This is a genomic window from Streptomyces sp. NPDC034085 (genome assembly GCF_055575555.1).
This window is the reverse complement of record NZ_JBVISL010000006.1, coordinates 306,176-331,429: the sequence shown is the minus strand read 5'-3', so window position 1 is coordinate 331,429 and position 25,254 is coordinate 306,176. Positions and strand designations below refer to the sequence as shown.

Below are 25,254 nucleotides of genomic sequence, written 5' to 3'. Positions count from 1 at the left end.
GTGTCCCTTCTGCGCTCATGAAGAGGGGGACACCCGGCGCGGTCCGCGCCGTCGGTGTCCCCCTCTCCCCTACGGGCTGCTAGTCGCGGGCCGCGTTGAGGTCCTGCGCGTGCTCCTGGAGGGAGCGCACGCCGACGTCGCCGCGGTTGAGCGCGTCGATGCCCTGGACGGCGGCGGCGAGCGCCTGGACCGTGGTCAGGCACGGGACGCTGCGCGCCACGGCGGCCGTACGGATCTCGTAGCCGTCGAGGCGGCCGCCGGTGCCGTACGGGGTGTTGACGATCAGGTCGACCTGGCCGTCGTGGATGAGCTGGACGATGGTCTTCTCGCCGTTCGCGCCCTCGCCCTCGCTGAGCTTGCGCACGATGGTGGCGTTGATGCCGTTGCGGCGCAGCACCTCGGCGGTGCCGGAGGTGGCGAGCAGCTCGAAGCCGTGGGCGACGAGCTCGCGGGCCGGGAAGATCATCGAGCGCTTGTCGCGGTTGGCGACGGAGATGAACGCGCGGCCCTTGGTCGGCAGCGGGCCGTAGGCGCCGGCCTGCGACTTGGCGTAGGCGGTGCCGAAGACCGTGTCGATGCCCATGACCTCGCCGGTGGAGCGCATCTCCGGGCCGAGGACGGTGTCCACGCCGCGGCCGTGGATGTCGCGGAAGCGCGACCACGGCATGACGGCCTCCTTGACGGAGATCGGCGCGTCCAGCGGCAGGGTGCCGCCGTCGCCGGTCTTCGGGAGCATGCCCTCGGCGCGCAGCTCGGCGATGGTGGCGCCGAGCGAGATGCGCGCGGCGGCCTTCGCGAGCGGGACGGCGGTCGCCTTCGAGGTGAAGGGGACGGTCCGGGAGGCGCGGGGGTTGGCCTCGAGGACGTAGAGGATGTCGCCCGCCATCGCGAACTGGATGTTGATCAGGCCGCGGACGCCGACGCCCTTGGCGATGGCCTCGGTGGAGGCGCGCAGGCGCTTGATGTCGAAGCCGCCGAGGGTGATCGGGGGCAGGGCGCAGGCCGAGTCGCCGGAGTGGATGCCGGCTTCCTCGATGTGCTCCATGACGCCGCCGAGGTAGAGCTCCTCACCGTCGTAGAGCGCGTCCACGTCGATCTCGATGGCGTCGTCGAGGAAGCGGTCGACCAGCACGGGGCGGGTCGGGCTGATCTCGGTGGACTCCGCGATGTACGACTCCAGGCGGGCCTCGTCGTAGACGATCTCCATGCCGCGGCCGCCGAGCACGTAGGACGGGCGGACGAGGACCGGGTAGCCGATCTCGTCGGCGATCGCCTTCGCGCCCGCGAAGGTGGTGGCGGTGCCGTGCTTGGGGGCCGGCAGGCCGGCGTCGGCGAGGACCTGGCCGAAGGCGCCGCGGTCCTCGGCGGCGTGGATGGCCTCCGGGGAGGTGCCGACGACCGGGACGCCGTTGTCCTTGAGCGCCTGGGCGAGACCGAGGGGGGTCTGGCCGCCGAGCTGGACGACGACACCGGCGATCGGGCCGGCCAGCGACTCGGCGTGGACGATCTCCAGCACGTCCTCGAGCGTCAGCGGCTCGAAGTACAGGCGGTCGGAGGTGTCGTAGTCCGTCGAGACGGTCTCCGGGTTGCAGTTGACCATCACGGTCTCGTAGCCGGCGTCGCTGAGCGCGAAGGAGGCGTGGACGCAGGAGTAGTCGAACTCGATGCCCTGGCCGATGCGGTTCGGGCCGGAGCCCAGGATGATCACCGCGGGCTTCTCGCGGGGCGCGACCTCGGACTCCTCGTCGTAGGACGAGTAGAAGTACGGGGTCTTCGCGGCGAACTCGGCGGCGCAGGTGTCGACCGTCTTGTAGACCGGGCGGACGCCCAGGGCGTGGCGGACCTCGCGGACGACGTCCTCGCGCAGGCCGCGGATCTCGGCGATCTGGGCGTCGGAGAAGCCGTGGCGCTTGGCCTCGGCGAGCAGCTCGGGGTGGAGCTTCTCGGCGGCGGCCAGCTCGTCCGCGATCTCCTTGATCAGGAAGAGCTGGTCGACGAACCAGGGGTCGATCTTCGTGGACTCGAAGACCTCTTCCTGGGTGGCGCCGGCGCGGATGGCCTGCATGACGGTGTTGATGCGGCCGTCGGTCGGGCGGACCGCGGTGGCCAGCAGCTCGTCCTTGTCGCCGGGCTCGCCGACGAAGGTGAACTGCGAGCCCTTCTTCTCCAGGGAGCGCAGGGCCTTCTGGAGGGCCTCGGTGAAGTTGCGGCCGATGGCCATGGCCTCGCCCACCGACTTCATGGTGGTGGTGAGGGTGGCGTCGGCGGCCGGGAACTTCTCGAAGGCGAAGCGCGGGGCCTTGACGACGACGTAGTCGAGGGTCGGCTCGAAGGAGGCCGGCGTCTTCTCGGTGATGTCGTTGGGGACCTCGTCCAGCGTGTAGCCGATGGCCAGCTTGGCGGCGATCTTGGCGATCGGGAAGCCGGTGGCCTTGGAGGCGAGCGCGGAGGAGCGGGAGACGCGCGGGTTCATCTCGATGACGATGACGCGGCCGTCGTCCGGGTTGATCGCGAACTGGATGTTGCAGCCGCCGGTGTCGACGCCGACCTCGCGGATGATCGCGATGCCGATGTCGCGCAGCCGCTGGTACTCGCGGTCGGTGAGCGTCATCGAGGGGGCGACGGTGATGGAGTCGCCGGTGTGGACGCCCATCGGGTCGAAGTTCTCGATGGAGCAGACGACGACCACGTTGTCCTTGGTGTCGCGCATCAGCTCCAGCTCGTACTCCTTCCAGCCGAGGATGGACTCCTCCAGGAGCACCTCGGTGGTCGGGGAGAGCGTCAGGCCCTGGCCGGCGATGCGGCGCAGTTCCTCCTCGTCGTGGGCGAAGCCGGAGCCGGCGCCGCCCATGGTGAAGGAGGGGCGGACGACGACGGGGTAGCCGCCGAGCGTCTCGACGCCGCCCAGGACGTCGTCCATCGAGTGGCAGATGACCGAGCGGGCCGACTCGCCGTAGCCGATCTTGCGCTTGACGGCCTCGACGACGCCCTTGAAGAGGTCGCGGTCCTCGCCCTTGTTGATGGCCTCGACGTTGGCGCCGATGAGCTCGACGCCGTACTTCTCCAGCACACCCTGCTGGTGCATGGAGATGGCGGTGTTCAGGGCCGTCTGGCCGCCGAGCGTCGGCAGCAGCGCGTCGGGGCGCTCCTTGGCGATGATCTTCTCGACGAACTCGGGGGTGATCGGCTCGACGTACGTGGCGTCGGCGATCTCCGGGTCGGTCATGATCGTCGCGGGGTTGGAGTTCACCAGGATGACCCGCAGGCCCTCGGCCTTGAGGATGCGGCAGGCCTGGGTGCCGGAGTAGTCGAACTCCGCGGCCTGGCCGATGACGATCGGGCCGGAGCCGATGACCAGGACGGACTGGATATCGGTGCGCTTAGGCACGCTCGGCCTCCATCAGGGATACGAAACGGTCGAAGAGGTAGGCGGCGTCGTGCGGGCCGGCTGCCGCTTCGGGGTGGTACTGGACGGAGAAGGCCGGCTGGTCGAGCAGCTGGAGGCCTTCCACGACGTTGTCGTTCAGGCAGACGTGGGAGACCTCGGCGCGGCCGTAGGGGGTCTCGGAGACCTTGTCGAGGGGCGCGTCGACGGCGAAGCCGTGGTTGTGCGCGGTGACCTCGACCTTGCCGGTGGTGCGGTCCTGGACCGGCTGGTTGATGCCGCGGTGGCCGTACTTCAGCTTGTAGGTGCCGAAGCCGAGCGAGCGGCCGAGGATCTGGTTGCCGAAGCAGATGCCGAAGAGCGGGGTCTTGCGCTCCAGGACGCCCTGCATGACCGAGACCGCGTGGTCGGCGGTGGCCGGGTCGCCGGGGCCGTTGGAGAAGAACACGCCGTCCGGCTGGACCGCGTACACGTCCTCGACGGTGGCGGTGGCGGGCAGTACGTGCACCTCGATGCCGCGCTGGGCCATCCGGTGCGGGGTCATGCCCTTGATGCCGAGGTCCACGGCGGCGACGGTGAACTTCTTCTCGCCGATCGCGGGGACGACGTACGCCTCCTTGGTGGCGACCTCCGCGGAGAGGTCGGCGCCCTTCATCTGGGGGGCGTCCTGGACCTTGGCCAGCAGCACGGCGTCGTCCATGACGGCGTCGCCGGAGAAGATGCCGACGCGCATGGCGCCGCGCTCGCGCAGGTGGCGGGTCAGGGCGCGGGTGTCGACGCCGGAGATCCCGACGACGCCCTGCTTGACCAGCTCCTCGTCCAGCGAGCGCTGCGAGCGCCAGTTGGAGGGGACGCGGGCGGGGTCGCGCACGACGTAGCCGGCGACCCAGATGCGGGAGGACTCGGGGTCCTCGTCGTTGACGCCGGTGTTGCCCACGTGGGGGGCGGTCATCACGACGACCTGCCGGTGGTACGACGGGTCGGTGAGGGTCTCCTGGTAGCCGGTCATTCCGGTGGAGAACACGGCCTCGCCGAAGGTCTCCCCCACAGCGCCGTAGGCGCGGCCGCGGAAGATCCGACCGTCCTCCAGGACGAGTACGGCGGGAGCTTTGGCTGCTCCCCTGGTGGAGGTCGTCATCGTTCGGCGCCTTCCGTCGTGATGGATTGGTTCATGAGGTTGATGGCTTCGACCCAGGCGGCGTGCTCGGCAGCCCGGTCGGAGCGGAATCCGGAGTCGATCAGCTTGTCGCCGTGCGCCCAGGTGACGACGAGCAGACCGCCCTCGGTGAGTACCTTGCCCGCGATTCCCTTGTCGAGGCGGGCGCCGCGCAGCTGCGCGGCCGGTACGAAGAAGTCGGTTGCGCCCGGACGGACCACGTCGAGGCCCGCGTCGGTGAGGGTGAGCTCGACCCGGCTGCGGACTCCGAGTCCGTGGGCGACGATCCGGTCGAGCCACTGCCCCGCGGTGGTGGACCCGTGGTACCGGCCGGTCAGGGCCAGCCGGTGCTCGGGGAGTCCGCCGGGGGCGGCGGGGAGCTCCGGCAGATCGCTCTGCAGTGCGCCGCGCCATTTCCAGCCCTGCCGCATCAGCCAGTACACGAAGGCGATGAAGACGAGCAGGCCGAGCACCCACGCGATGCGGGCGTCCCAGTCCGTCACCTCCGCCGACTGTCGTCCGGCGGCCTCGGCGGCCAGTTGGATCACTGCAGGTGTCACGCCAGTTTCCCGTCCACGACCGTTGCCCGGCCCCGCAGGAAGGTGTGAGTGACGCGCCCCGGCAGCTCACGGCCCTCGTAAGGCGTGTTGCGGCTGCGGGAGGCGAAGTGTGCGGGGTCCACGACACCACGGTACGAGGTGTCGACCAGGGTCAGGTTCGCGGGTTCACCTGCCGAGACGGGCCGGCCGTGGCCCGGGAGGCTGCCGATGCGCGCCGGAGCGTGGGACATCCGCTCCGCGACGCCCGCCCAGTCGAGCAGCCCGGTCTCCACCATCGTCTGCTGGACGACGGAGAGCGCGGTCTCCAGGCCCACCATGCCCATGGCGGCGGCGGCCCACTCGCAGTCCTTGTCCTCGTGCGGGTGCGGGGCGTGGTCGGTGGCGACGATGTCGATCGTGCCGTCGGCGAGCGCCTCGCGCAGGGCCATCACGTCGCGCTCGGTGCGCAGCGGCGGGTTGACCTTGTAGACCGGGTTGTACGAGCGCACGAGCTCGTCGGTGAGGAGCAGGTGGTGCGGGGTGACCTCGGCGGTGACGTCGATGCCGCGGGACTTGGCCCAGCGGACGATCTCGACGGAGCCGGCGGTGGAGAGGTGGCAGATGTGCACGCGGGAGCCGACGTGCTCGGCGAGCAGGACGTCGCGGGCGATGACCGACTCCTCGGCGACGGCCGGCCAGCCGCCGAGTCCCAGCTCGGCCGAGACGACGCCCTCGTTCATCTGGGCGCCCTCGGTGAGGCGGGGCTCCTGGGCGTGCTGGGCGACGACGCCGCCGAAGGCCTTCACGTACTCCAGGGCGCGGCGCATGATCACGGCGTCGTCCACGCACTTGCCGTCGTCGGAGAAGACGGTGACGCGGGCGGCGGACTCGTGCATGGCGCCGAGCTCGGAGAGCTTCTTGCCCTCCAGGCCGACGGTGACGGCGCCGATGGGCTGCACGTCGCAGTAGCCGGACTCCTTGCCCAGGCGCCAGACCTGCTCGACGACGCCGGCGGTGTCGGCGACCGGGAAGGTGTTGGCCATGGCGAAGACGGCCGTGTAGCCGCCGGAGGCCGCGGCGCGGGTACCGGTGAGGACGGTCTCGGAGTCCTCGCGGCCGGGCTCGCGCAGGTGGGTGTGCAGGTCCACCAGGCCCGGGAGGAGGACCTGGCCGGCGGCCTCGATCACCTGGGCGCCCTCGGCGGAGAGGTCCTGGCCGACCTGGGCGATGGTCTCGCCGTCGATCAGGACGTCCTGCGCCTCGCCGCCGAGGACCTTCGCACCGCGGATAAGGATCTTGCTCATGGTTACTTGTTCTCCTCGGTGCGGGCGGCGGGGCTGGTGGTGACGGCGGGCTCGGATCCTCCGAGCAGCAGGTACAGGACGGCCATGCGGATGGAGACGCCGTTGGAGACCTGCTCGACGACCGTGCAGCGGTCGGAGTCGGCGACCTCGGCGGTGATCTCCATGCCGCGGACCATGGGGCCGGGGTGCATCACGATGGCGTGCTCGGGCATCCGGGCCATCCGGGCGGCGTCCAGGCCGTAGCGGCGGGAGTACTCGCGCTCGGTGGGGAAGAAGGCGGCGTTCATCCGCTCGCGCTGCACACGCAGCATCATGACGGCGTCGGACTTCGGCAGCACCTCGTCAAGGCTGTACGAGATCTCGCAGGGCCAGTTCTCGATGCCGACGGGCACCAGGGTCGGCGGGGCCACCAGGGTGACCTCGGCGCCGAGGGTGTGCAGCAGGTCGACGTTGGAGCGGGCCACGCGGCTGTGCAGGACGTCGCCCACGAGGGTGATCCGGCGGCCGTCGAGGCCCTTGCCGAGTCCGGCGTCCCGGCCGACCAGGCGGCGGCGCATGGTGAACGCGTCGAGCAGGGCCTGGGTGGGGTGCTGGTGGGTGCCGTCGCCGGCGTTGATCACCGGGGCGTCGATCCAGCCGGAGTTGGCGAGCCGGTAGGGGGCTCCGGAGGCGTGGTGGCGGATGACCACGGCGTCCACGCCCATGGCCTCCAGGGTCTGGGCCGTGTCCTTGAGGGACTCGCCCTTGGAGACGCTGGAGCCCTTCGCGGCGAAGTTGATGACGTCGGCGGAGAGGCGCTTCTCGGCTGCTTCGAAGGAGATCCGGGTGCGGGTCGAGTCCTCGAAGAACAGGTTGCAGATGGTGAGGCCGCGCAGGGTGGGCAGCTTCTTGATCGGCCGGTCGCCGACGCGGGCCATCTCCTCGGCGGTGTCGAGGATCAGGACGGCGTCGTCGCGCGTGAGGTCGGCGGCCGAGATGAGGTGGCGCTTCATCTGGGTGCTCCGTAAGTCGGGAGGGCAGGCAGGCAGGCGGGGCTGACGGTGGTGCGGGCAGGGCAGGCCGCGGCACGGGCCCCGCGGGGTCCCGTACGCGTGGGGGTTACTGCCCTGCGGCCCGGGCGGTCCGCTGGCCGAGCAGCACGGCGTCGCGGCCGTCCTCCTCCTGGAGCTGGACCATGACGGTCTCCCGCAGCGACGTGGGCAGGTTCTTGCCCACGTAGTCGGCGCGGATCGGAAGTTCGCGGTGGCCGCGGTCGACGAGGACCGCGAGCTGGACGGCGCGGGGGCGGCCGATGTCGCCGAGGGCGTCGAGGGCGGCCCGGATGGTGCGGCCGGAGAACAGGACGTCGTCGAGGAGGACCACCAGGCGGCCGTCGATGCCGTCGCCGGGGATCTCGGTGCGGCCGATCGCCCGCGCGGGCTTCAGGCGCAGGTCGTCGCGGTACATGGTGATGTCGAGCGAGCCGACCGGGACCTTCGTCCCGGTGATCTCCTCGAGCTTGGCGGCCAGCCGGCGGGCCAGGTACACACCGCGGGTGGGGATGCCGAGGAGCACCACGTCGTCGGCGCCCTTGGCGCGTTCGACGATCTCGTGGGCGATGCGGGTCAGGACCCGGGCGATGTCCTGCGCCTCCAGAACGGGGCGCATCGCTTCGTCGGCCGGAACCCGGGAAGTCGTGCTGTCCATGAAAAGGACCTCCTTCTCCGCCTCACGGGACGGACCTTAAAGGACGTCTGATGTACGCCGTCCACGGTACCAGGCGCCGGTGCCCGGCCCCGCACCCGGCCCGGGGACCTCCCCTCGTACGAGGGCGTACAAGAGCATTCGGCTTGACGCATCCACGTAACGCTGCGTAACCTCACAGTGAGTTACCAGCCGCGCGGCGGAGCCGCATGGTCTCCATGTCGTCACAGCGTCACAGCGTCCGGGAGCGTTATGTCCAGCGAATACGCCAAACAGCTCGGGGCCAAGCTCCGCGCCATCCGCACCCAGCAGGGCCTCTCCCTCCACGGTGTCGAGGAGAAGTCCCAGGGCCGTTGGAAGGCCGTGGTGGTCGGGTCGTACGAGCGCGGGGACCGCGCCGTGACCGTCCAGCGCCTCGCCGAGCTGGCGGACTTCTACGGGGTTCCGGTCCAGGAACTGCTGCCGGGCACGACCCCCGGCGGTGCGGCCGAGCCGCCGCCGAAGCTGCGCCTCGACCTGGAGCGCCTGGCGGGCGTCCCCGCGGAGAAGGCCGGCCCCCTCCAGCGCTACGCGGCGACCATCCAGAGCCAGCGCGGCGACTACAACGGCAAGGTGCTGTCGATCCGCCAGGACGACCTGCGCACCCTGGCCGTCATCTACGACCAGTCCCCCTCGGTCCTGACCGAGCAGCTGATCAGCTGGGGCGTCCTGGACGCCGACGCGCGTCGCGCCGTGGCCCACGAGGACATCTAGTCCCACGGGCTCCGGCCCAGCTCAGCAGAAACGTTACCGGCGGGTGCCGGTGCCCCGGCGGGGGCGCCGGCACCCGCCGTTTTCCGTACTCCGAACCGGTGGGGTGACATGCGGAGGGCCCGCGGCGCGATGCGCCGCGGGCCCTCCGCACAGCCGGTTCCGCAGGAGGCTACTCGCCCCGGCGCAGACTCGGCTTCAGGTCCTTGAAACGGCCCAGCAGGCCGTTCACGAAGGCCGGGGAGTCGTCCGTGGAGAACTCCTTGGCCAGCTGGACGGCCTCGTCGATCGCCACGGCGTCCGGGGTGTCGTCCACCCAGATCAGCTCGTAGGCGCCGAGACGCAGGATGTTCCGGTCGACGACCGGCATCCGGTCGAGGTCCCAGTCCACGGCGTAGGTGACGATCAGGTCGTCGATGCGCTTCACCTTGTCGGCGTAGCCCTCGACGAGATCCATCGTGAAGGCGCTGACCGGCGGCTGCCGGTCGTCCGAACGGGCGTGGCGGATCCAGTCCGCGAGGACCTCGCGCACGGGCACACCGCGCTGGTCGGCCTCGAACAGGATCTGGAAGGCGCGCTTGCGCGCGTTGCTCCGGGCAGCCACGGTTAGCTGTTCACCCGGCCGAGGTAGGCGCTGGTGCGGGTGTCGACCTTGATCTTCTCGCCGGTGGTGACGAAGAGCGGGACCTGGATCTCGTGGCCGGTCTCCAGCTTGGCGGGCTTGGTGCCGCCGGTGGAGCGGTCGCCCTGGACGCCCGGGTCGGTGTGCTCGATGGTCAGCTCGACGGCGGCCGGCAGCTCGACGTACAGCACCTCGCCCTCGTGCTGGGCGACGGAGGCGGTGAAGCCCTCGATCAGGAAGTTGGCGGCGTCGCCGACGGCCTTGCGGTCGACCATCAGCTGGTCGTAGGTCTGCATGTCCATGAAGACGAAGTAGTCGCCGTCCATGTACGAGAACTGCATGTCACGCCGGTCGATCGTGGCGGTCTCGACCTTCGTGCCGGCGTTGAAGGTCTTGTCGACGACCTTGCCGGAGAGCACGTGCTTGAGCTTGGTGCGCACGAAGGCCGGGCCCTTGCCGGGCTTGACGTGCTGGAACTCGACGACGGACCAGAGCTGGTCACCGTCGAGCTTGAGCACCATGCCGTTCTTGAGGTCGTTCGTGGAAGCCACGGTTGCGGAATCTCCTGCACTGGAAGACCAAGGACGCGCGCACGGTCCGGCGGTACGGACTAGAGCGCGAGCAGCTCCTTGGTCGTAATGGTGAGTAGCTCGGGACCGCCGTCCGCCTCGGGGCGCACGACGAGCGTGTCATCGATCCGGACACCTCCCCGGCCGGGGAGGTGAACCCCCGGTTCGACGGTGACCGGCACGCAAGCGTCCAGTTTACCCATTGCCGTAGGTGCAAGCTGCGGGTCCTCGTCGATTTCCAGGCCGACCCCGTGCCCCATCCATCCCGCCAGCGCCTCGCCGTACCCCGCCGAGTCCAGTACGGACCGTGCCGCGTGGTCCACCTCGCGGTACGCGGCGCCCGGTACGAGGGCCTGTCGGCCCGCCCGCTGGGCGGCGAAGACGAGGTCGTACAGCTCGATCTGCCAGTCCGCCGGGGTGGTGCCGATCACGAAGGTGCGGCCGATCTCGCAGCGGTAGCCCCGGTAGTTCGCCCCCAGGCAGACGGAGAGGAAGTCGCCCTCCTCGACCCGCCGGTCCGAGGGCCGGTGCCGGGAGCGGCCCGAGTGGGGGCCGGTGCCGACGGAGGTGGGGAACGCGGGGCCGTCGGCGCCGTGGTCGACGAGCCGGCGCTCCAGCTCCAGGGCCAGGTGGCGCTCGGTGCGGCCCACCAGGATCGACTCCAGCAGCTCGCCGAGGGCCTGGTCGGCGATCTCCGCGGCGATCCGCAGGCAGGCGATCTCCTCCTCGTCCTTGACCAGCCGCTGCTGTTCCACGGCCGCGCCGAGGTCCGCCAGCCGCAGCCGGGGGGCGACCGAGTGCACGGCCCGGTGTCGGCCGACGGTGAGGTGGTGCTCCTCCACCGCGAGCGAGTCGGCCCGCCCGGAGGCCGCCAGGTCCGCCGCGGCCACGGCCGGATCGGCGCCCGGGGTGGGCAGCACGGACACCCGCAGCCCCTCGTCCAGCCGTCCTTCGTCCGCCTCGCCGGTGGGCGGCCCGGCGCAGAACAGCACGTCCTCGGCGGGCCCGACCAGCAGGACTGCGCCCAGCGGGGACGCCCCGGCGAGGTAGCGGACGTTCGCCGGACGCGTGACCAGTGCGGCGGAGTTGCCAGCGGCGCCGCAGCGCTCCCGGAGCAGGCCCCTGCGGGCCGCGTACACGTCTGACATGTCTTCGAGCCTACGAGCGCCCCGCGCATCCGGCCCGGCGAGCGCGTCCGGACGGGGCCGCGACCGCGCCCCCCAGCAGGCTCCCTACCAGCGGGGCGGGCTGGCCAGCGCCCGGGCGAGGGCCTCGTCCAGGGCCCGTGCGGTGCCCTCGACGTCCAGCTGGGAGTTGTCGATGATCGGCAGCCCGGACCCGTACCAGCCCGCCATCCGGCCGTGGATGCGGGCGACCTCCTCGTCGGAGAGGCGGCGGTTGCCGGAGCGGGCCGCGTTGCGCTCCAGGACGATCTCCAGGCCGGGCAGCAGCACCACCGGCAGCAGCGCGGGCCCCACATGGCGCTTCCAGCCGCCGAGGCCCACCACGGGACGGTCCGGGAAGACCGCGTCGTCGAGGATGCAGGAGATCCCGTTGGCCAGGAAGTTGCGGGCGGCGAAGCCGCAGGTGCGGCGGGCGAGGCGGTACTGGGCCTCGGAGTGGTCGTTCCAGCCGGCCTGCGGGTCCGCGAAGCCCGAGCAGACCCACTCGCGGACGTCGTCCAGGCTGATGTGCGCGGTCGGCACCGGGCGGGTGCCCGCCCAGTGCCGGGCCACGGTGGTCTTGCCGGCGCCCGCCGGGCCGATGAGCAGCACGGCGAGCGTGGCCCCGCCGGTGCCGGGCGCGGACGCCTCGGGCGGTGCCGCGGCGGCGGGAGGCAGCGGTATGTGCCCCGTCGCGTCGGGGACCGGCGCCACCGGCCAGCCCTGCGCAGGGGGTATCGGCGGCTGCGGGGGAACCGCCGGGGGCTGTCCCGGCAGACCCCAGCCCCCCACTCCGTGCTGCATCCGCGCCACTCCGTCTCGTTCAGGCGACTGATGCGAGAACGTTATCTCAGGCCGTGACCTCTTCCGCCAGCGCACGCAGCGCCAGCCGGTAGGAGCCCAGTCCGAAGCCCGCGACGGTGCCGGTCGCCACGGCCGCGATGACCGAGGTGTGCCGGAACTCCTCCCGCGCGTACGGGTTGGAGATGTGCACCTCGATCAGCGGCGCGGTGCGCTGCGCGGCCGCGTCCCGCATGGCGTACGAGTAGTGCGTGAAGGCGCCCGGGTTGATGACCACCGGGATCCTGCCGTCCGCCGCCTCGTGCAGCCAGCGCACCAGCTCGCCCTCGTCGTTGGTCTCGCGGACCTCCACGTCGAAGCCGAGCTCCGTGCCCAGGGCGCGGCAGCTCTCCACCAGCCCGGCGTACGAGGTGGCCCCGTACACGTCGGGCTCGCGGGACCCGAGCCGGCCCAGGTTCGGGCCGTTCAGGACCAGCACCCGGCGGCTCACGCCGAGACCTCGCCGTACGCGGCGACCAGGTGGGCCGGGTCGGGGCCCTCCAGCACGGTGGGCTTGGCCAGGCCGTCCAGGACGATGAAGCGCAGCAGGTTGCCGCGGGACTTCTTGTCGACCTGCATGGTCTGGAGCAGCTTGGTCCACTGGTCGCCGCGGTAGGTCAGCGGCAGGCCCACCGAGGCCAGGACCGCCCTGTGGCGGTCGGCCGTGGCGTCGTCCAGGCGCCCGGCCAGCCGGCCGAGCTCGGCCGCGAAGACCATGCCGACGGAGACCGCCGCGCCGTGGCGCCACTTGTAGCGCTCGTTCTTCTCGATGGCGTGCGCGAGGGTATGGCCGTAGTTCAGGATCTCGCGCAGCCCCGACTCCTTGAGGTCGCTGGAGACCACGTCGGCCTTGACCCGGATGGAGCGGCAGATCAGCTCGGCCGTGTGCGGGCCGGCGGGCGTACGGGCGGCGGCCGGGTCCTCCTCGATCAGGTCGAGGATCACCGGGTCGGCGATGAAGCCGGCCTTGATGACCTCGGCCAGGCCGCTGACGTAGTCGTTGACCGGCAGCGACTCCAGCGCCGCGAGGTCGCAGAGCACCCCGGCCGGCGGGTGGAAGGCTCCGACGAGGTTCTTGCCCTCGGCGGTGTTGATGCCGGTCTTGCCGCCGACGGCCGCGTCCACCATGCCCAGCACCGTGGTCGGTACGGCGACCCAGCGCACTCCGCGCAGCCAGCCGGCGGCGACGAAGCCCGCCAGGTCGGTGGTGGCTCCGCCGCCCACTCCGACGATGACGTCGGTGCGGGTGAAGCCGGACTGGCCGAGGGCCTTCCAGCAGTACGCGGCCACCTCGATGGTCTTGGCCTCCTCGGCGTTCGGCACCTGGATGGCGATCGCCTCGTAGCCCTGCTCCGCGAGGTCCGCGCGCAGCGCCTCGCCGGTGTCGGCGAGCGCCTCGGGGTGGATCACGGCGACCCGCTGGGCCTTCGGGCCGATCAGGCCGCCGAGCTCGCCGAGCAGCTGCCGGCCGACCAGCACGTCGTACGCGTCGTGTCCGGCGCTGGCGCCGACCTGGATCCGCGTCACCTGGTCTGTCATACGTCCTTCAACTCCAGAGCGTCGAGGACCGCCTGGGCGACCTCTTCGGGGGTGCGGTCGTCGGTGGCCACGACGACGCGCGCGACTTCGGTGTACAGGGGGCGCCGGGCCTCCATCAGCTCGCGCCACTGGCGGCGCGGGTTGACGGCCAGCAGGGGGCGGGCCGCGCCGAGGCCGACGCGGCGCACCGCCTCCTCGACGTCCATCGACAGGTACGCGACGGGCAGCCCGGCGAGCAGGGCGCGGGTGCCCTCGTCGAGGACGGCGCCGCCGCCGAGGGCGAGCACTCCGGTGTGCTCGGCGACGGCGGCCGCGACGGCCCCGCGCTCGAGCTCGCGGAAGTAGGGCTCGCCCTCGTCGACGAAGATGTCGGAGATCGCCCGGCCCTGGGCCGCGACGATGTCCGCGTCGGTGTCCCGGTAGGGGACGCCGAGCCGCCGGGCGAGCAGCGCGCCGACCGTGGACTTGCCGGAGCCCATGGGTCCGACGAGTACGACCAGGGGGCCGCCCGTCACCGGATCTGCAGGTTGTCGAGGTACGACCGGACGTTGCGGCGGGTCTCGGGGACCGAGTCGCCGCCGAACTTCTCGACGACCGCGTCGGCCAGCACGAGCGCGACCATGGCCTCGGCGACGATGCCCGCGGCGGGCACGGCGCAGACGTCGGAGCGCTGGTGGTGCGCGACCGTCGCCTCGCCGGTGGCGACGTCGACGGTGGCCAGGGCGCGCGGCACGGTGGCGATGGGCTTCATGGCGGCGCGTACGCGCAGCAGCTCGCCGGTGGTCAGGCCGCCCTCGGTGCCGCCGGAGCGGCCGGAGGTGCGCTTGAGGCCCTCGGGGGTGGAGACGATCTCGTCGTGCGCCTTCGAGCCGGGCACGCGGGCCAGCTCGAAGCCGTCGCCGACCTCGACGCCCTTGATGGCCTGGATGCCCATGAGCGCGGCGGCGAGGCGGGCGTCGAGGCGGCGGTCCCAGTGGACGTGGGAGCCGAGGCCGACGGGCACGCCGTACGCGAGGACCTCGACGACGCCGCCAAGGGTGTCGCCGTCCTTGTGGGCCTGGTCGATCTCGGCGACCATCGCCTTCGACGCGTCGGCGTCGAGGCAGCGCACCGGGTCGGCGTCGAGCTTCTCGACGTCGGCCGGGGTCGGGTAGACGCCGTAGGGCGCCTTGGCCGAGGCCAGCTCCACCACGTGCGAGACGATCTCGATGCCGGCGACCTCCTTGATGAAGGAGCGGGCTACGGCGCCGAGGGCGACGCGGGCGGCCGTCTCACGGGCGCTGGCGCGCTCCAGGATCGGCCGGGCCTCGTCGAAGCCGTACTTCTGCATGCCCGCGAGGTCGGCGTGGCCGGGGCGGGGGCGGGTCAGCGGCGCGTTGCGGCCGGTTTCCTTGAGCAGCGAGGGGTCGACGGGGTCGGCCGACATGACCGTCTCCCACTTGGGCCACTCGGTGTTGCCGATCATGACCGCGACCGGGCCGCCCTGGGACAGGCCGTGGCGGACGCCGCCGAGGAAGGTGATCTCGTCCTGCTCGAACTTCATCCGGGCACCGCGGCCATAGCCGAGCCGGCGCCTCGCCAGGTGGTCGGCCACCAGCTCGGTGGTGACCGGGACGCCGGCGGGAAGGCCCTCCAGCGTCGCGACCAGTGCCGGTCCGTGCGACTCTCCTGCGGTCAGCCAACGCAACCTGCTCAACGATGCTCCTCATGCTCGCGCCTGGCACTGCGACGACGCGTCCGGATGCGCGGACCGGACCGCCGTACCCGAATCCTCCCACGTCCGGGCCGTCCGGCGGATCTCGGTCCAGCTGACGGACGAGGGGTACGCGGGGACTCTGCCGGGCGCGGCTATCCGTTCCCTACGTTCCGCGCCCGCGGCCGTCGCGTACGGCCGCGTACGCGTCAGTGGCGGGCGCGCAGTGCCGCTTCGCCGGCGGCCCGCATGGCCGCGAGGGGGCCCGGGGTGCGGCCGGTCATCTGCTCGACCTGGAGCACGGCCTGGTGGACGAGCAGGTCGAGGCCGCCGAGGAGGGTGCCGCCGCGCTGCGTCCAGGAGGCCGCCAGGGCGGTGGGCCAGGGGTCGTAGAGGACGTCGAAGAGGGTGCCGGGGGCGGCCGGGACGGCGGGGGCCAGGTCGTCCGTGGCGCCGGCCGGGGTGGTGGCGATGACCAGCGGGGCGGCCAGCGCCTGCGCCGCGTCGGACCAGTCGGCGGTGCGGACGTCGACGCCGAGCCGCTCGCCCCACTGGCGCATCTCGTCGGCGCGGGCGCGGGAGCGGACGTACGCCGTGACCTCGCCGGTGCAGATGCGGGCGAGGGCGGCGAGCGCCGAGGAGGCGGTGGCGCCCGCGCCCAGGACGGCGGCGGCGGGCACCTTCTCGACGCCGCGCTCGTGCAGGGCGGCGACGATCCCGGGGATGTCGGTGTTGTCGCCGAGGCGGCGTCCGTCCTCGGTGAGGACGACCGTGTTGACGGCCTCCACGGAGGCCGCGGTGTCGCTGACCGCGTCGAGCAGCGGCATGACCGCCCGCTTGAGCGGCATGGTCAGCGACAGCCCGGCCCACTCGGGGCCGAGGCCGGCCACGAAGGCGGGCAGCGCGGCCTCGTCGATCTCGAACCGGTCGTAGGACCAGTCGGCGAGGCCCAGCTCCCGGTACGCGGCGCGGTGCAGCACCGGTGAGAGGGAGTGCTCGATGGGCGAACCCAGCACCGCGGCCCGTATCCGTGACATGTCGTGCCTACCCGCCGTTCTTCTTCTGCGCCTGCCGCTCCTGGAACTCCGCGACGAGCTTCAGGTGCTCGTCGTAGGTCTTGGTGAAGGTCGTCTTGTCGCCGTCGACCGACACGAAGAACATCCAGCCGCCGTGGTCGGGGTTGAGCGTAGCGGTCACCGCGTCCGCGCCGGGGTTCCCGATCGGGCCGGGCGGCAGTCCCTTGACGAAGTGGGTGTTGTACGGGTTGTCGAACCTCTGCGCTTCCTTGAGGTTGAAGTTGATCTCGCTCTGGTTCTTGACGTAGTTGTACGTCGAGTCGAACTCGATCTTCTGGTTCGTGACGTCGTTGGTCTTCTTGAGGCGGTTGTAGACCACCTCGGACATCTTCCGGAAGTCGTCGTGGTTCTTGCCCTCGGCGTTGACGAGGCTGGCGACGGTGACCACCTGGAGCGGGTTCTCCAGGCCCAGCTCCTTGGCCTTGCCCTCGATCCCCATCTCCAGGTACTTGTCGGCCGCGTTCTTGACCATCTGCCGCAGCAGGGACTCGGGGGTGCTGTCCTTGCTGAGGTCGTAGCGCATCGGGAACAGGAAGCCCTCGAGCGGGTCCACGATCTTCGGGTTGTTCCCGGCCCAGGCCGGCAGGCCGAGGTTCTTCGCCTCGCGCTGGGCGATGTCCTTCGTGGTGCCGTCCGGCTTGCCGAGCTTCTTGTCGATCGCCTCGTACACCTTGGAGTTGCGCATGCCCTCGGTGACGGTGAGGACGTTCAGCTTGGTGGGGTCGATCATCACCGCGACGGCGGCCGCCGCCGACATCTTCTTCTTCAGCGGGTAGACGCCGGGCTGGATCGACTTGCCCCGGGGGTTGGCGTTGGCGGCGTCGACGAAGGCCTGGGCGCTGGCGACCACGCCGGCCTGCTTGAGGATCCGGCCCATCTGGCCCAGGCCGGCGTTCTTGGGGATCTCGACCTCGACCGTCTCGCCGCTGCCCTCGCCGGCGAAGTCCTCGGCCGCGCCGAAGCGGTCCTTGAGGTACGTGTAGCCGTAGTAGCCGCCACCGCCGACGACGCCGACGATCACCACGGCGGCGATCAGGCAGGCCGCGCCGCTGCGTTTCTTCTGTTTGCCGCCCTTGCCGCCCTTGGCGCGGCCGCCGGCGCGACGCCCGCGCGAGGGCGGCTCGTCGCCGTCGTCCGAGCGGCCGCCCTCGGCGAGGAAGTCCTCCTCGGGCTCCTCGACCGGAGCCTCTTCGACCGGTTCCGGTTCGAGGTGGCGCAGGCCGGGCGGCGTGGGCGGCGGGTAGGCCTCGGCCGTGGTGTACAGGTCGGGGGCCTCGCCGGGGTAGGCCGCCACGGCCTGCTGCGCGTACGGGTCCGCGCCGGCGTACGGGTCCGCGACCGCGTACGCGTCGACCTGCACGGCGGCGGCCGCGTACTGGCCCTGGCCGGTGTCCCAGCCCTGGCCGCCGCTGCCGTCGTACAGGGGCTGCGGCGCCATCGGCTGCTGGGCCATGGGCTGGTGCTGGACCTGCTGGTCATAGCCCTGCTCGGGGTACTGCTGCGGGTACTGGCCCTCGTACTGCTGCTGGTACTGCGGCTCCTGCGGGTGGGCGTAGTGCTGCTGCGGGTCCCCGGAGTAGGGCACCTGCGCCTGCTGCGTCTGGTGCGCGGTCCACCCCTGGTCCCCGTACAACGGGTCCCCGGGGTGCCACGGTTCGGAGCCACCGCCCCGGCCATACTCAGTCATCGGTCCCCTAGAGCCGCGAGACGAAGGCCACGGCTTCCATCGGCCGCGACACCCGGTTCCGCCTCTTGTGAGCGACGGCTGTTCGAATGCCGTCTCATCGCGCGGAACGTTACCGTATCGCGATCAGACAACCACTTCGACGCACTCACCGGGCGGATTACCTGATACCCGTTCGGTCTCAAGAGCGTTCTGGAGGATGACCACAGCGGCCGCCTGGTCGATGACCGACCGGCCCTTCTTCGCGTTCCTGCCGGAGGCGCGCAGGCCCTGGGCGGCGGTGACCGTGGTCATCCGCTCGTCCACCAGCCGCACCGTCACCGGCTTGATCCCCTTGGCCAGTTCGTTCGCGAATGCGCGCACCTTGGCCGCGGCCGGCCCCTCCCGCCCGCTGAGCGAGCGGGGGAGGCCGACCACGACTTCGAGGGGCTCGTACTCCTCGACGAGCTGCCGCAGCCGCCGGTGGGCGAAGGGGATGTCCCGGCCCGGGACGGTCTCCACCGGCGTGGCCAGCACCCCGTCGGGGTCGCAGGACGCGACCCCGATCCGGGCGTCTCCGACGTCGATGGCCAGTCGGCGGCCGCGGCGCAGGCTCATCGTCAGGCCGTCTCTGCCACAAGGCGCTCGACCGCGGCGATGGCCTCCGGGACGGCGCCCGGGTTCTGGCCGCCGCCCTGGGCCACGTCCGGCTTGCCGCCACCGCCGCCGCCGAGGGTCTTGGCGGCGGTGCGGACCAGGTCACCGGCCTTGAGGCCGCGCTCGCGGGCCGCCTCGTTGGTGGCGATGACGGTCAGCGGGCGGTCGTTCGCCACGGTGAACAGCGCGACGACGGCCGGGCGGTCGCCCTGGATGCGGCCGCGGACGTCCAGCACCAGCTTGCGCAGGTCGTCGGCGCCCGTGCCGTCCGGCACCTGGCCGACGACGAGGGCGGTGCCGCGGATGTCCTGGGCGCCCGCGGCGAGACCGGCGGCGGCCTGGAGGACCTTCTCCGCACGGAACTTCTCGATCTCCTTCTCGGCGTCCTTCAGCTTGCCGAGCATGGAGGCGATCTTCTCCGGCAGCTCCTCCGGACGGCCCTTGACCAGTTCCTGGAGCTGGGCGACGACCGTGTGCTCCTTGGCGAGGAAGTTGTACGCGTCGACGCCGACCAGGGCCTCGACGCGGCGCACGCCGGAGCCGATGGAGGACTCGCCGAGCAGCTTCACCAGACCCAGCTGGGAGGTGTTGCCGACGTGCGTGCCGCCGCACAGCTCCTTGGAGAAGTCTCCGATGGTGACGACGCGGACCCGCTCGCCGTACTTCTCGCCGAACTCGGCGATGGCGCCCTGCTTCTTCGCCTCGTCGATGCTCATGATCTCGGCGTGGACGTCGAGCTCGCGGGAGAGCACGTCGTTGATCTTCTGCTCGACGTCGGTGAGCACCGAGCCGGGAACGGCGTTCGGCGAGCCGAAGTCGAAGCGGAAGCGGCCGGGCGAGTTCTCGGAGCCGGCCTGGGCGGCCGTCGGGCCGAGGGCGTCGCGCAGCGCCTGGTGGGTCAGGTGCGTGGCCGAGTGGGCCCGGGCGATGGCCCGGCGGCGGTGGACGTCGATGGCGGCGTAGGCGGAGGCGCCCACGGTCACCTCGCCGACCTGTACCGAGCCCTTGTGCACGGAGACGCCCGGGACCGGCTGCTGCACGTCGCGGACGACGATGACGGCGCCCGAGTCGAGCTTGATGCGGCCCTGGTCGGCGAGCTGGCCGCCGCCCTCGGCGTAGAAGGGGGTGCGGTCGAGGACGACCTCGACGTCGTCGCCCTCGGAGGCGGCCGGCGCGGAGACGCCGTTGACCAGGAGGCCGACGATGGTGGCCTCGCCCTGGTTGGTGGCGTAGCCGGTGAACTCGGTGGCGCCGGAGCCGTCGGCGATCTCCCGGTAGGCCGACATGTCGGCGTGGCCGGTCTTCTTGGCCTTGGCGTCGGCCTTGGCGCGGTCGCGCTGTTCCTGCATCAGGCGGCGGAAGCCGGGCTCGTCCACGGTGAGGCCCTGCTCGGCGGCCATCTCCAGGGTGAGGTCGATCGGGAAGCCCCAGGTGTCGTGGAGCAGGAACGCCTTGTCGCCGGAGAGGACGGTGCCGCCGGCGGCCTTGGTCTCGGTCACGGCGGTGTCGAGGATGTTGGTGCCGCCCTTGACCGCCTTGAGGAAGGCGGCCTCTTCGGCGAGGGCCACGGTCTCGATGCGCTTGCGGTCGGTGAGCAGCTCCGGGTACTGCCGGCCCATCGTGTCGATGACGACGTCGATCAGGTCCTGGACGACGGGGCCGGTGGCGCCCATGAGGCGCATGTTGCGGATGGCGCGGCGCATGATGCGGCGCAGCACGTACCCGCGGCCCTCGTTGCCGGGGGTGACGCCGTCGCCGATGAGCATGACGGAGGTGCGCATGTGGTCGGCGACCACGCGCATCGAGACGTCGGTGCTCTGCGCGGCGCCGTAGCGCACGCCGGTCAGCTCGGTGGCCTTGTCCATCACCACGCGCAGGGTGTCGGTCTCGTACATGTTCTGCACGCCCTGCAGGATCATGGCGAGGCGTTCGAGGCCGAGACCGGTGTCGATGTTCTTCGACGGCAGGTCCCCGAGGATCGGGAAGTCCTCCTTGCCGTCGCCGGCGCCGCGCTCGTACTGCATGAAGACCAGGTTCCAGATCTCCACGTAGCGCTCGTCGTTGACGGCGGGGCCGCCCTCGACGCCGAACTCGGGGCCCCGGTCGTAGTTGATCTCGGAGCAGGGGCCGCAGGGGCCGGGAACGCCCATGGACCAGAAGTTGTCCTTCTTGCCCAGCCGCTGGATGCGCTCCTGCGGGACGCCGATCACGTCGCGCCAGATCGTTTCCGCCTCGTCGTCGTCGAGGTAGACCGTGATCCACAGCTTCTCGGGCTCGAGGCCGTAGCCGCCGTCCGCCACGGAGCTGGTGAGCAGCTCCCAGGCGTACTTGATGGCGCCTTCCTTGAAGTAGTCCCCGAAGGAGAAGTTGCCGCACATCTGGAAGAACGTGCCGTGGCGGGTGGTCTTGCCGACCTCTTCGATGTCCGGCGTGCGGACGCACTTCTGCACGCTGGTGGCGCGAGGGGCCGGGGGCTTGGTCTCGCCGAGGAAGTACGGCTTGAAGGGCACCATGCCCGCGTTGACCAGCAGCAGAGTCGGGTCGTCCGCGATGAGCGACGCCGAAGGGACAACGGTGTGACCGCGCTCCTCGAAGAAGCTCAGCCAGCGGCGGCGGATCTCAGCCGACTCCATCAGTGGTCCTCATTCCGGTTGTGCGTGACCGTCGAGCGGTTCGGACGGTGGGTGGTCTGGTCGTTCTGGTGGTACTCGATGGCCCGCAGCCGTCGCGGCCCGGGCAGGGCGGTGACGTTGTCGGGCCGGTCGGGATCTTGGTGCAACCCCAGTGCGTCGTTCAGCTCGTCCTCGCGCTGCGTCATTCCCGCCTTGACGTCGAGGGCGAACTCCTTGAGGCGGTGCCCGGCTTCCACGGCCTTGTCGGCGGCCTGGGCGGCGAGGCTCTCCGGCGTCAGCTTCTTCAGCTGCCGGTTGACCTTGGTGGTGGCCCACACGCCAGCGGCGGCGCCTGCGGTGAACCAGAAGGCTCGGCGGAACATCGGCGGTTTCAGCCCTTCTGCTTCCGGCGCCGGGCCTGCGGCACCGTACGGCCGACGATCACGGTTCGCCGGGTGGTCTTCTGCGGCTCGTCCTGCGTGCGGCCAAGGGCCTTGCGGACGCCGTAGCCGAAGGCCGCGACCTTGACCAGGGGTCCGCCGAAGGTGGAGGCCACGGTGGAGGAGAGCGCTGAGGCGTTGGAGGTGACCTCCTGGACGTCGCTCGCGATGGCGTCGACCCGGTCGAGCTGGGTGCGCGCGGAGCGGACGGTGGTCGAGGCGTCCGCCAGCAGCGGGACCGCCTGCTCGGTGACGTCGGCCACGAGCTTGGTGGCCGCCCGCAGCACCTGCGCGAGCCGCACCAGCACCACGGCGAGGAAGGACACCAGGATGGCCCAGAAGACGGCCACGAGGATGCCGGCCACCTCTCCACCGGACACGTTGCACCGCTTTCTGATCTGCTCGCCTACGGACTGCCTACGGAGAAAAGTCTTCTCCGACCCTATCGCGCCGGAGATCCGCCGCAGTACCGGAATTCCCGGACGGCTTCCGGGAACGGAAAGGCCCGCCGCCCCCCGGAGGGGACGGCGGGCCGATACCAGCCTGTGAGGGCTACGGCCGCTGGATCAGCGGGCGTAGTACTCGACGACGAGCTGCTCGTCGCAGATGACCGGGATTTCCTTGCGGTTCGGGTCGCGGTCCAGGCGGAAGGCCAGGGCCTTCAGGTTCACCTGGAGGTAACGCGGGGTCTCGCCCTCGCCGGCGTAGCCACCCTCGCGGGCGACCTGGAAGGGGTGCTTCTCGCGGCTGCGCTCGCGGACCGTGATGACGTCGTCGGGACGCACGCGGAACGACGGCTTGTCGACCTTGTCGCCGTTGACCTCGATGTGGCCGTGGACGACCATCTGGCGGGCCTGGTAGATGGTGCGGGCGATGCCGGCACGCAGGACCAGGGCGTCCAGACGACGCTCGAGCTCGACGACGAGCGCCTCGCCCGTCTTGCCCTCGGCCTTCTTCGCGCGGTCGTACGCGCGGGCCATCTGGCGCTCGGAGATGTCGTACTGGGCGCGCAGACGCTGCTTCTCGAGCAGACGGACCTTGTAGTCCGAGTTCTGCTTGCGGCCACGGCCGTGCTCGCCCGGCGGGTAGGGGCGGGCCTCGAAGTACTTGACGGCCTTCGGCGTCAGGGCGATGCCGAGGGCACGAGACTTCTTGACCTTGGGTCGCTTCTGGTTCACGGGGAACCTACCTCCATGTAAGTTAGGTGAGGCTTACCTTATCGAGGAGGACGTAATGTCTCGACCACATGGGATCCCCCTGCCCAGTGCGCGCCGCAGTTCGGATTCCAACGAAACGGAATCCGCTTTCGACGACGATAAGCAAGGTCAGCCGCGTCCCAGGGAAGGCGTTCGGCAGCTCACCGGAGCCGAACGCGTACGAACCCTCGTAGAGTCCAACGCCTCAGTATCCCTCACGCTGCCCGGTGCTTTCGACCAGGTGCGGTCCCCTGACCAGGCGGAGTGGTGGACAGGGGTGCCGGCCGCGCGGACCGTCACCCCGGACGGGGACGTGCTCCTCCTGGTACCAGGGGGATCCGCGGCTGCCAGGGCAGCCGCTCACGCCCAGGACGACGACCTCCCGGCCGTGATCGAGATCACGGACGTGGCGCCGGTGTCCGTGCCCCATCGTATCCGAGGCCGCGCGCGGCTGGCCGGGTGGCTGACGCCGGTGCGCGGGGACGACCGCGCGCCCTGTGCGGCGCTGCTCGCGGAGCGGCACCCGGTGGGCGAGCTGCTGGGCCTGACCGAGTCGCTGGACCCCCCGTACACCGGCCGCCCCGCCCAGATGATGCTGCGCCTGGAGGTCGGCGAGATCGCGGTGGACGACCTGTGGGGCGCCGAGCCGGTGGACCCGGACGAGCTGGTGGCCGCCGCGCCGGACCCGCTGACCGCCCACGAGACGGAGCTGCTCCAGCACCTGGCCTCCGCCCACGCCGAACGCGTCGCCGACCTGTGCGGGCTGCTCGGCTCCCGGCGCACGGCCGGGATGAGCGCCATACCCCTGGCCCTGGACCGCCTGGGGCTGCGCGTGCGCTTCACCGGCGGACCCGGCCGGGCCTCCTTCGACGCGCGCTTCGACTTCCCGGAGCCGGTGGTGGACGTCTGCGGCCTGCGGCGGGCGATGGGCGCCCTCTTCGCCGCCGCTCGCTGAGGCCCGCCCCGGGCCGGAACCCGGCGCTGCCGAGGTCTCAGGAGCCGCCGCCGCGCAGGCGTTCGCGCACCTTGTCGACCACGTCCGCGTAGCGCGCCTCGGCGCCGTAGCGCGTCGGCTCGTAGTACCGCTTGCCGTGGATCTCGTCCGGGGCGTACTGCTGCGCCGCGATCCCGCCCGGCACGTCGTGCGGGTAGACGTAGCCGACCGCGTGCCCCAGCTTCGCCGCGCCCTTGTAGTGCCCGTCCCGCAGGTGCGCGGGCACGGCCCCGGCCAGCCCGGCGCGGACGTCGGCCAGCGCGGCGCCGATCGCGGTCGTCGCGGTGTTCGACTTGGGGGCGAGCGCCAGCGCGATGGTGGCGTGCGACAGGGTCAGGGCGGCTTCCGGGAAGCCGATCATCGCCACCGCCTGGGCGGCCGCGACCGCCAGCGGCAGGGCCGTCGGGTCCGCCAGACCGATGTCCTCGCTCGCGGAGATCATCAGGCGCCGCGCGATGAACCGCGGGTCCTCCCCCGCCTCGATCATCCGGGCCAGGTAGTGCAGGGCGGCGTCCACGTCCGAACCCCTGATCGACTTGATCAGGGCGCTCGCCACGTCGTAGTGCTGGTCGCCGTCCCGGTCGTAGCGGACCGCCGCCCGGTCGACCGCCTCCTCCAGCGTCTGGAGGGTGATCTCCTCCTCGCCCTTGGCGATGGCCGCACCGGCCCCCGCCTCCAGCGCGGTCAGCGCCCGGCGGGCGTCGCCGCCGGCGATGCGCAGCAGGTGCGCCTCGGCGTCGGCCGGCAGGGCCACCGCCCCGCCCAGCCCGCGCTCCTCCGTCAGCGCGCGCCGCAACAGCGCGCTCAGGTCCTCGTCGGTCAGCGGCTCCAGGGTGAGGAGGAGCGAGCGCGACAGCAGCGGGGAGATGATCGAGAAGTACGGGTTCTCCGTGGTAGCCGCGATCAGGGTGACCCAGCGGTTCTCCACGGCGGGCAGCAGCGAGTCCTGCTGCGCCTTGCTGAAGCGGTGGATCTCGTCGAGGAAGAGGACGGTCTCCTTGCCGTAGCCGCCGGCGGCGCGCTTGGCGCCCTCGATGACGGCCCGGACCTCCTTGACGCCCGCGGTGATCGCCGACAGCTCGACGAACCGCTTCTGGGTGGCCTGGCTGACGACGTAGGCGAGGGTGGTCTTGCCGATGCCGGGCGGCCCCCACAGGATCACCGACGAGGCCCCGGCCGGTCCCCCGGCGCCCTCCCCCACCAGCCGGCGCAGCGGCGAGCCCGGCTTCAGCAGGTGCTGCTGGCCGACGACCTCGTCCAGGTTGCGCGGGCGCATGCGGACGGCGAGCGGGGAACTCGCGGGGTCCTTCTCCCGGCGGTCCTCGGCGGCGGCGGTGAAGAGATCTGGTTCCACACCGGAAGCCTATGCGAGG

At 71.6% G+C, this 25,254-nt stretch carries 24 protein-coding genes; 2 read left to right on the top strand and 22 right to left on the bottom strand.

Annotation, left to right across the window (positions count from 1 at the left end):
* Window positions 1-79 precede the first annotated feature (79 nt).
* The 6 genes from carB to pyrR form a co-directional block, all read right to left on the bottom strand.
* Window positions 80-3,388 (bottom strand): carbamoyl-phosphate synthase large subunit, encoded by a 3,309-nt coding sequence (gene carB / locus ACZ501_RS22840; protein ID WP_361607400.1) that lies wholly within the window; start codon window positions 3,386-3,388, stop codon window positions 80-82.
* Window positions 3,381-4,523, bottom strand: coding sequence for a glutamine-hydrolyzing carbamoyl-phosphate synthase small subunit (gene carA, locus ACZ501_RS22835; protein WP_361607403.1), 1,143 nt, complete (start codon window positions 4,521-4,523; stop codon window positions 3,381-3,383). The genes carB and carA overlap by 8 nt, the downstream gene beginning before the upstream one ends.
* The gene (locus ACZ501_RS22830) at window positions 4,520-5,101 is read right to left on the bottom strand and encodes a PH-like domain-containing protein (RefSeq protein ID WP_361607406.1); all 582 of its coding nucleotides are present in this window, start codon (window positions 5,099-5,101) and stop codon (window positions 4,520-4,522) included. The genes carA and ACZ501_RS22830 overlap by 4 nt, the downstream gene beginning before the upstream one ends.
* Window positions 5,098-6,384: a dihydroorotase gene (locus ACZ501_RS22825; protein WP_361607409.1), complete on the bottom strand. Its 1,287-nt coding sequence runs from the start codon at window positions 6,382-6,384 to the stop codon at window positions 5,098-5,100. Before ACZ501_RS22825 ends, ACZ501_RS22830 begins: the two co-directional genes overlap by 4 nt.
* A 2-nt stretch (window positions 6,385-6,386) precedes the next feature.
* The gene (locus ACZ501_RS22820) at window positions 6,387-7,376 is read right to left on the bottom strand and encodes an aspartate carbamoyltransferase catalytic subunit (protein ID WP_362457234.1); all 990 of its coding nucleotides are present in this window, start codon (window positions 7,374-7,376) and stop codon (window positions 6,387-6,389) included.
* Window positions 7,377-7,482: 106 nt separating this feature from the next.
* Window positions 7,483-8,070: a bifunctional pyr operon transcriptional regulator/uracil phosphoribosyltransferase PyrR gene (gene pyrR / locus ACZ501_RS22815; protein ID WP_361607415.1), complete on the bottom strand. Its 588-nt coding sequence runs from the start codon at window positions 8,068-8,070 to the stop codon at window positions 7,483-7,485.
* Window positions 8,071-8,319: 249 nt separating this feature from the next.
* Between pyrR and bldD the strand changes: the two genes are divergently transcribed.
* Window positions 8,320-8,820 carry a transcriptional regulator BldD gene (bldD, locus tag ACZ501_RS22810; RefSeq protein ID WP_007263032.1) on the top strand — a complete coding sequence of 167 codons (501 nt, stop codon included), beginning with the start codon at window positions 8,320-8,322 and terminating at the stop codon, window positions 8,818-8,820.
* A gap of 169 nt (window positions 8,821-8,989) precedes the next feature.
* Here the strand turns inward: bldD and nusB are convergent, their stop codons facing one another.
* The 15 genes from nusB to rpsD all read right to left on the bottom strand — a co-directional run bounded on the left by nusB (window position 8,990) and on the right by rpsD (window position 22,869).
* A complete protein-coding gene (gene nusB / locus ACZ501_RS22805) occupies window positions 8,990-9,421 on the bottom strand; it encodes a transcription antitermination factor NusB (protein WP_361599797.1) in 432 nt (143 codons plus the stop codon).
* 2 nt (window positions 9,422-9,423) lie between these two features.
* Window positions 9,424-9,990, bottom strand: coding sequence for an elongation factor P (gene efp / locus ACZ501_RS22800; protein ID WP_361599794.1), 567 nt, complete (start codon window positions 9,988-9,990; stop codon window positions 9,424-9,426).
* A gap of 59 nt (window positions 9,991-10,049) precedes the next feature.
* Window positions 10,050-11,156 (bottom strand): aminopeptidase P family protein, encoded by a 1,107-nt coding sequence (locus ACZ501_RS22795; protein WP_361599791.1) that lies wholly within the window; start codon window positions 11,154-11,156, stop codon window positions 10,050-10,052.
* 84 nt (window positions 11,157-11,240) lie between these two features.
* Window positions 11,241-11,975, bottom strand: coding sequence for an AAA family ATPase (locus ACZ501_RS22790; RefSeq protein ID WP_468797581.1), 735 nt, complete (start codon window positions 11,973-11,975; stop codon window positions 11,241-11,243).
* Between the two features lie 46 nt (window positions 11,976-12,021).
* A complete protein-coding gene (gene aroQ, locus ACZ501_RS22785; RefSeq protein ID WP_361599785.1) occupies window positions 12,022-12,462 on the bottom strand; it encodes a type II 3-dehydroquinate dehydratase in 441 nt (146 codons plus the stop codon).
* On the bottom strand, window positions 12,459-13,550 hold the full coding sequence (gene aroB, locus ACZ501_RS22780) for a 3-dehydroquinate synthase (RefSeq protein ID WP_361599782.1): 1,092 nt from the start codon (window positions 13,548-13,550) through the stop codon (window positions 12,459-12,461). The genes aroQ and aroB overlap by 4 nt, the downstream gene beginning before the upstream one ends.
* Complete coding sequence (locus ACZ501_RS22775; RefSeq protein WP_362463023.1) at window positions 13,547-14,065, bottom strand: shikimate kinase; 519 nt, start codon at window positions 14,063-14,065, stop codon at window positions 13,547-13,549. The genes aroB and ACZ501_RS22775 overlap by 4 nt, the downstream gene beginning before the upstream one ends.
* Complete coding sequence (gene aroC, locus ACZ501_RS22770; protein ID WP_361599776.1) at window positions 14,062-15,246, bottom strand: chorismate synthase; 1,185 nt, start codon at window positions 15,244-15,246, stop codon at window positions 14,062-14,064. The genes ACZ501_RS22775 and aroC overlap by 4 nt, the downstream gene beginning before the upstream one ends.
* Before the next feature lie 206 nt (window positions 15,247-15,452).
* Complete coding sequence (locus tag ACZ501_RS22765; RefSeq protein ID WP_468797578.1) at window positions 15,453-16,280, bottom strand: shikimate dehydrogenase; 828 nt, start codon at window positions 16,278-16,280, stop codon at window positions 15,453-15,455.
* Window positions 16,281-16,287: 7 nt separating this feature from the next.
* Window positions 16,288-18,006: an endolytic transglycosylase MltG gene (mltG, locus tag ACZ501_RS22760; protein ID WP_361599770.1), complete on the bottom strand. Its 1,719-nt coding sequence runs from the start codon at window positions 18,004-18,006 to the stop codon at window positions 16,288-16,290.
* Between the two features lie 123 nt (window positions 18,007-18,129).
* Complete coding sequence (ruvX, locus tag ACZ501_RS22755; RefSeq protein WP_359121373.1) at window positions 18,130-18,600, bottom strand: Holliday junction resolvase RuvX; 471 nt, start codon at window positions 18,598-18,600, stop codon at window positions 18,130-18,132.
* A gap of 2 nt (window positions 18,601-18,602) precedes the next feature.
* Window positions 18,603-21,272, bottom strand: coding sequence for an alanine--tRNA ligase (gene alaS / locus ACZ501_RS22750; RefSeq protein WP_361599764.1), 2,670 nt, complete (start codon window positions 21,270-21,272; stop codon window positions 18,603-18,605).
* Window positions 21,272-21,634 (bottom strand): DUF6167 family protein, encoded by a 363-nt coding sequence (locus ACZ501_RS22745; RefSeq protein ID WP_361599761.1) that lies wholly within the window; start codon window positions 21,632-21,634, stop codon window positions 21,272-21,274. Before ACZ501_RS22745 ends, alaS begins: the two co-directional genes overlap by 1 nt.
* An 8-nt stretch (window positions 21,635-21,642) precedes the next feature.
* The gene (locus ACZ501_RS22740) at window positions 21,643-22,071 is read right to left on the bottom strand and encodes a DUF948 domain-containing protein (protein WP_361599758.1); all 429 of its coding nucleotides are present in this window, start codon (window positions 22,069-22,071) and stop codon (window positions 21,643-21,645) included.
* Window positions 22,072-22,257: 186 nt separating this feature from the next.
* The gene (gene rpsD, locus ACZ501_RS22735) at window positions 22,258-22,869 is read right to left on the bottom strand and encodes a 30S ribosomal protein S4 (protein ID WP_468797575.1); all 612 of its coding nucleotides are present in this window, start codon (window positions 22,867-22,869) and stop codon (window positions 22,258-22,260) included.
* 55 nt (window positions 22,870-22,924) lie between these two features.
* Here rpsD and ACZ501_RS22730 point away from each other — a divergent pair, with 55 nt between their 5' ends.
* Complete coding sequence (locus ACZ501_RS22730) at window positions 22,925-23,842, top strand: DUF2470 domain-containing protein (protein ID WP_361599754.1); 918 nt, start codon at window positions 22,925-22,927, stop codon at window positions 23,840-23,842.
* 37 nt (window positions 23,843-23,879) lie between these two features.
* Here ACZ501_RS22730 and ACZ501_RS22725 read toward each other — a convergent pair whose 3' ends face one another.
* Window positions 23,880-25,235 (bottom strand): replication-associated recombination protein A, encoded by a 1,356-nt coding sequence (locus ACZ501_RS22725; protein ID WP_361599751.1) that lies wholly within the window; start codon window positions 25,233-25,235, stop codon window positions 23,880-23,882.
* Window positions 25,236-25,254: the final 19 nt, after the last annotated feature.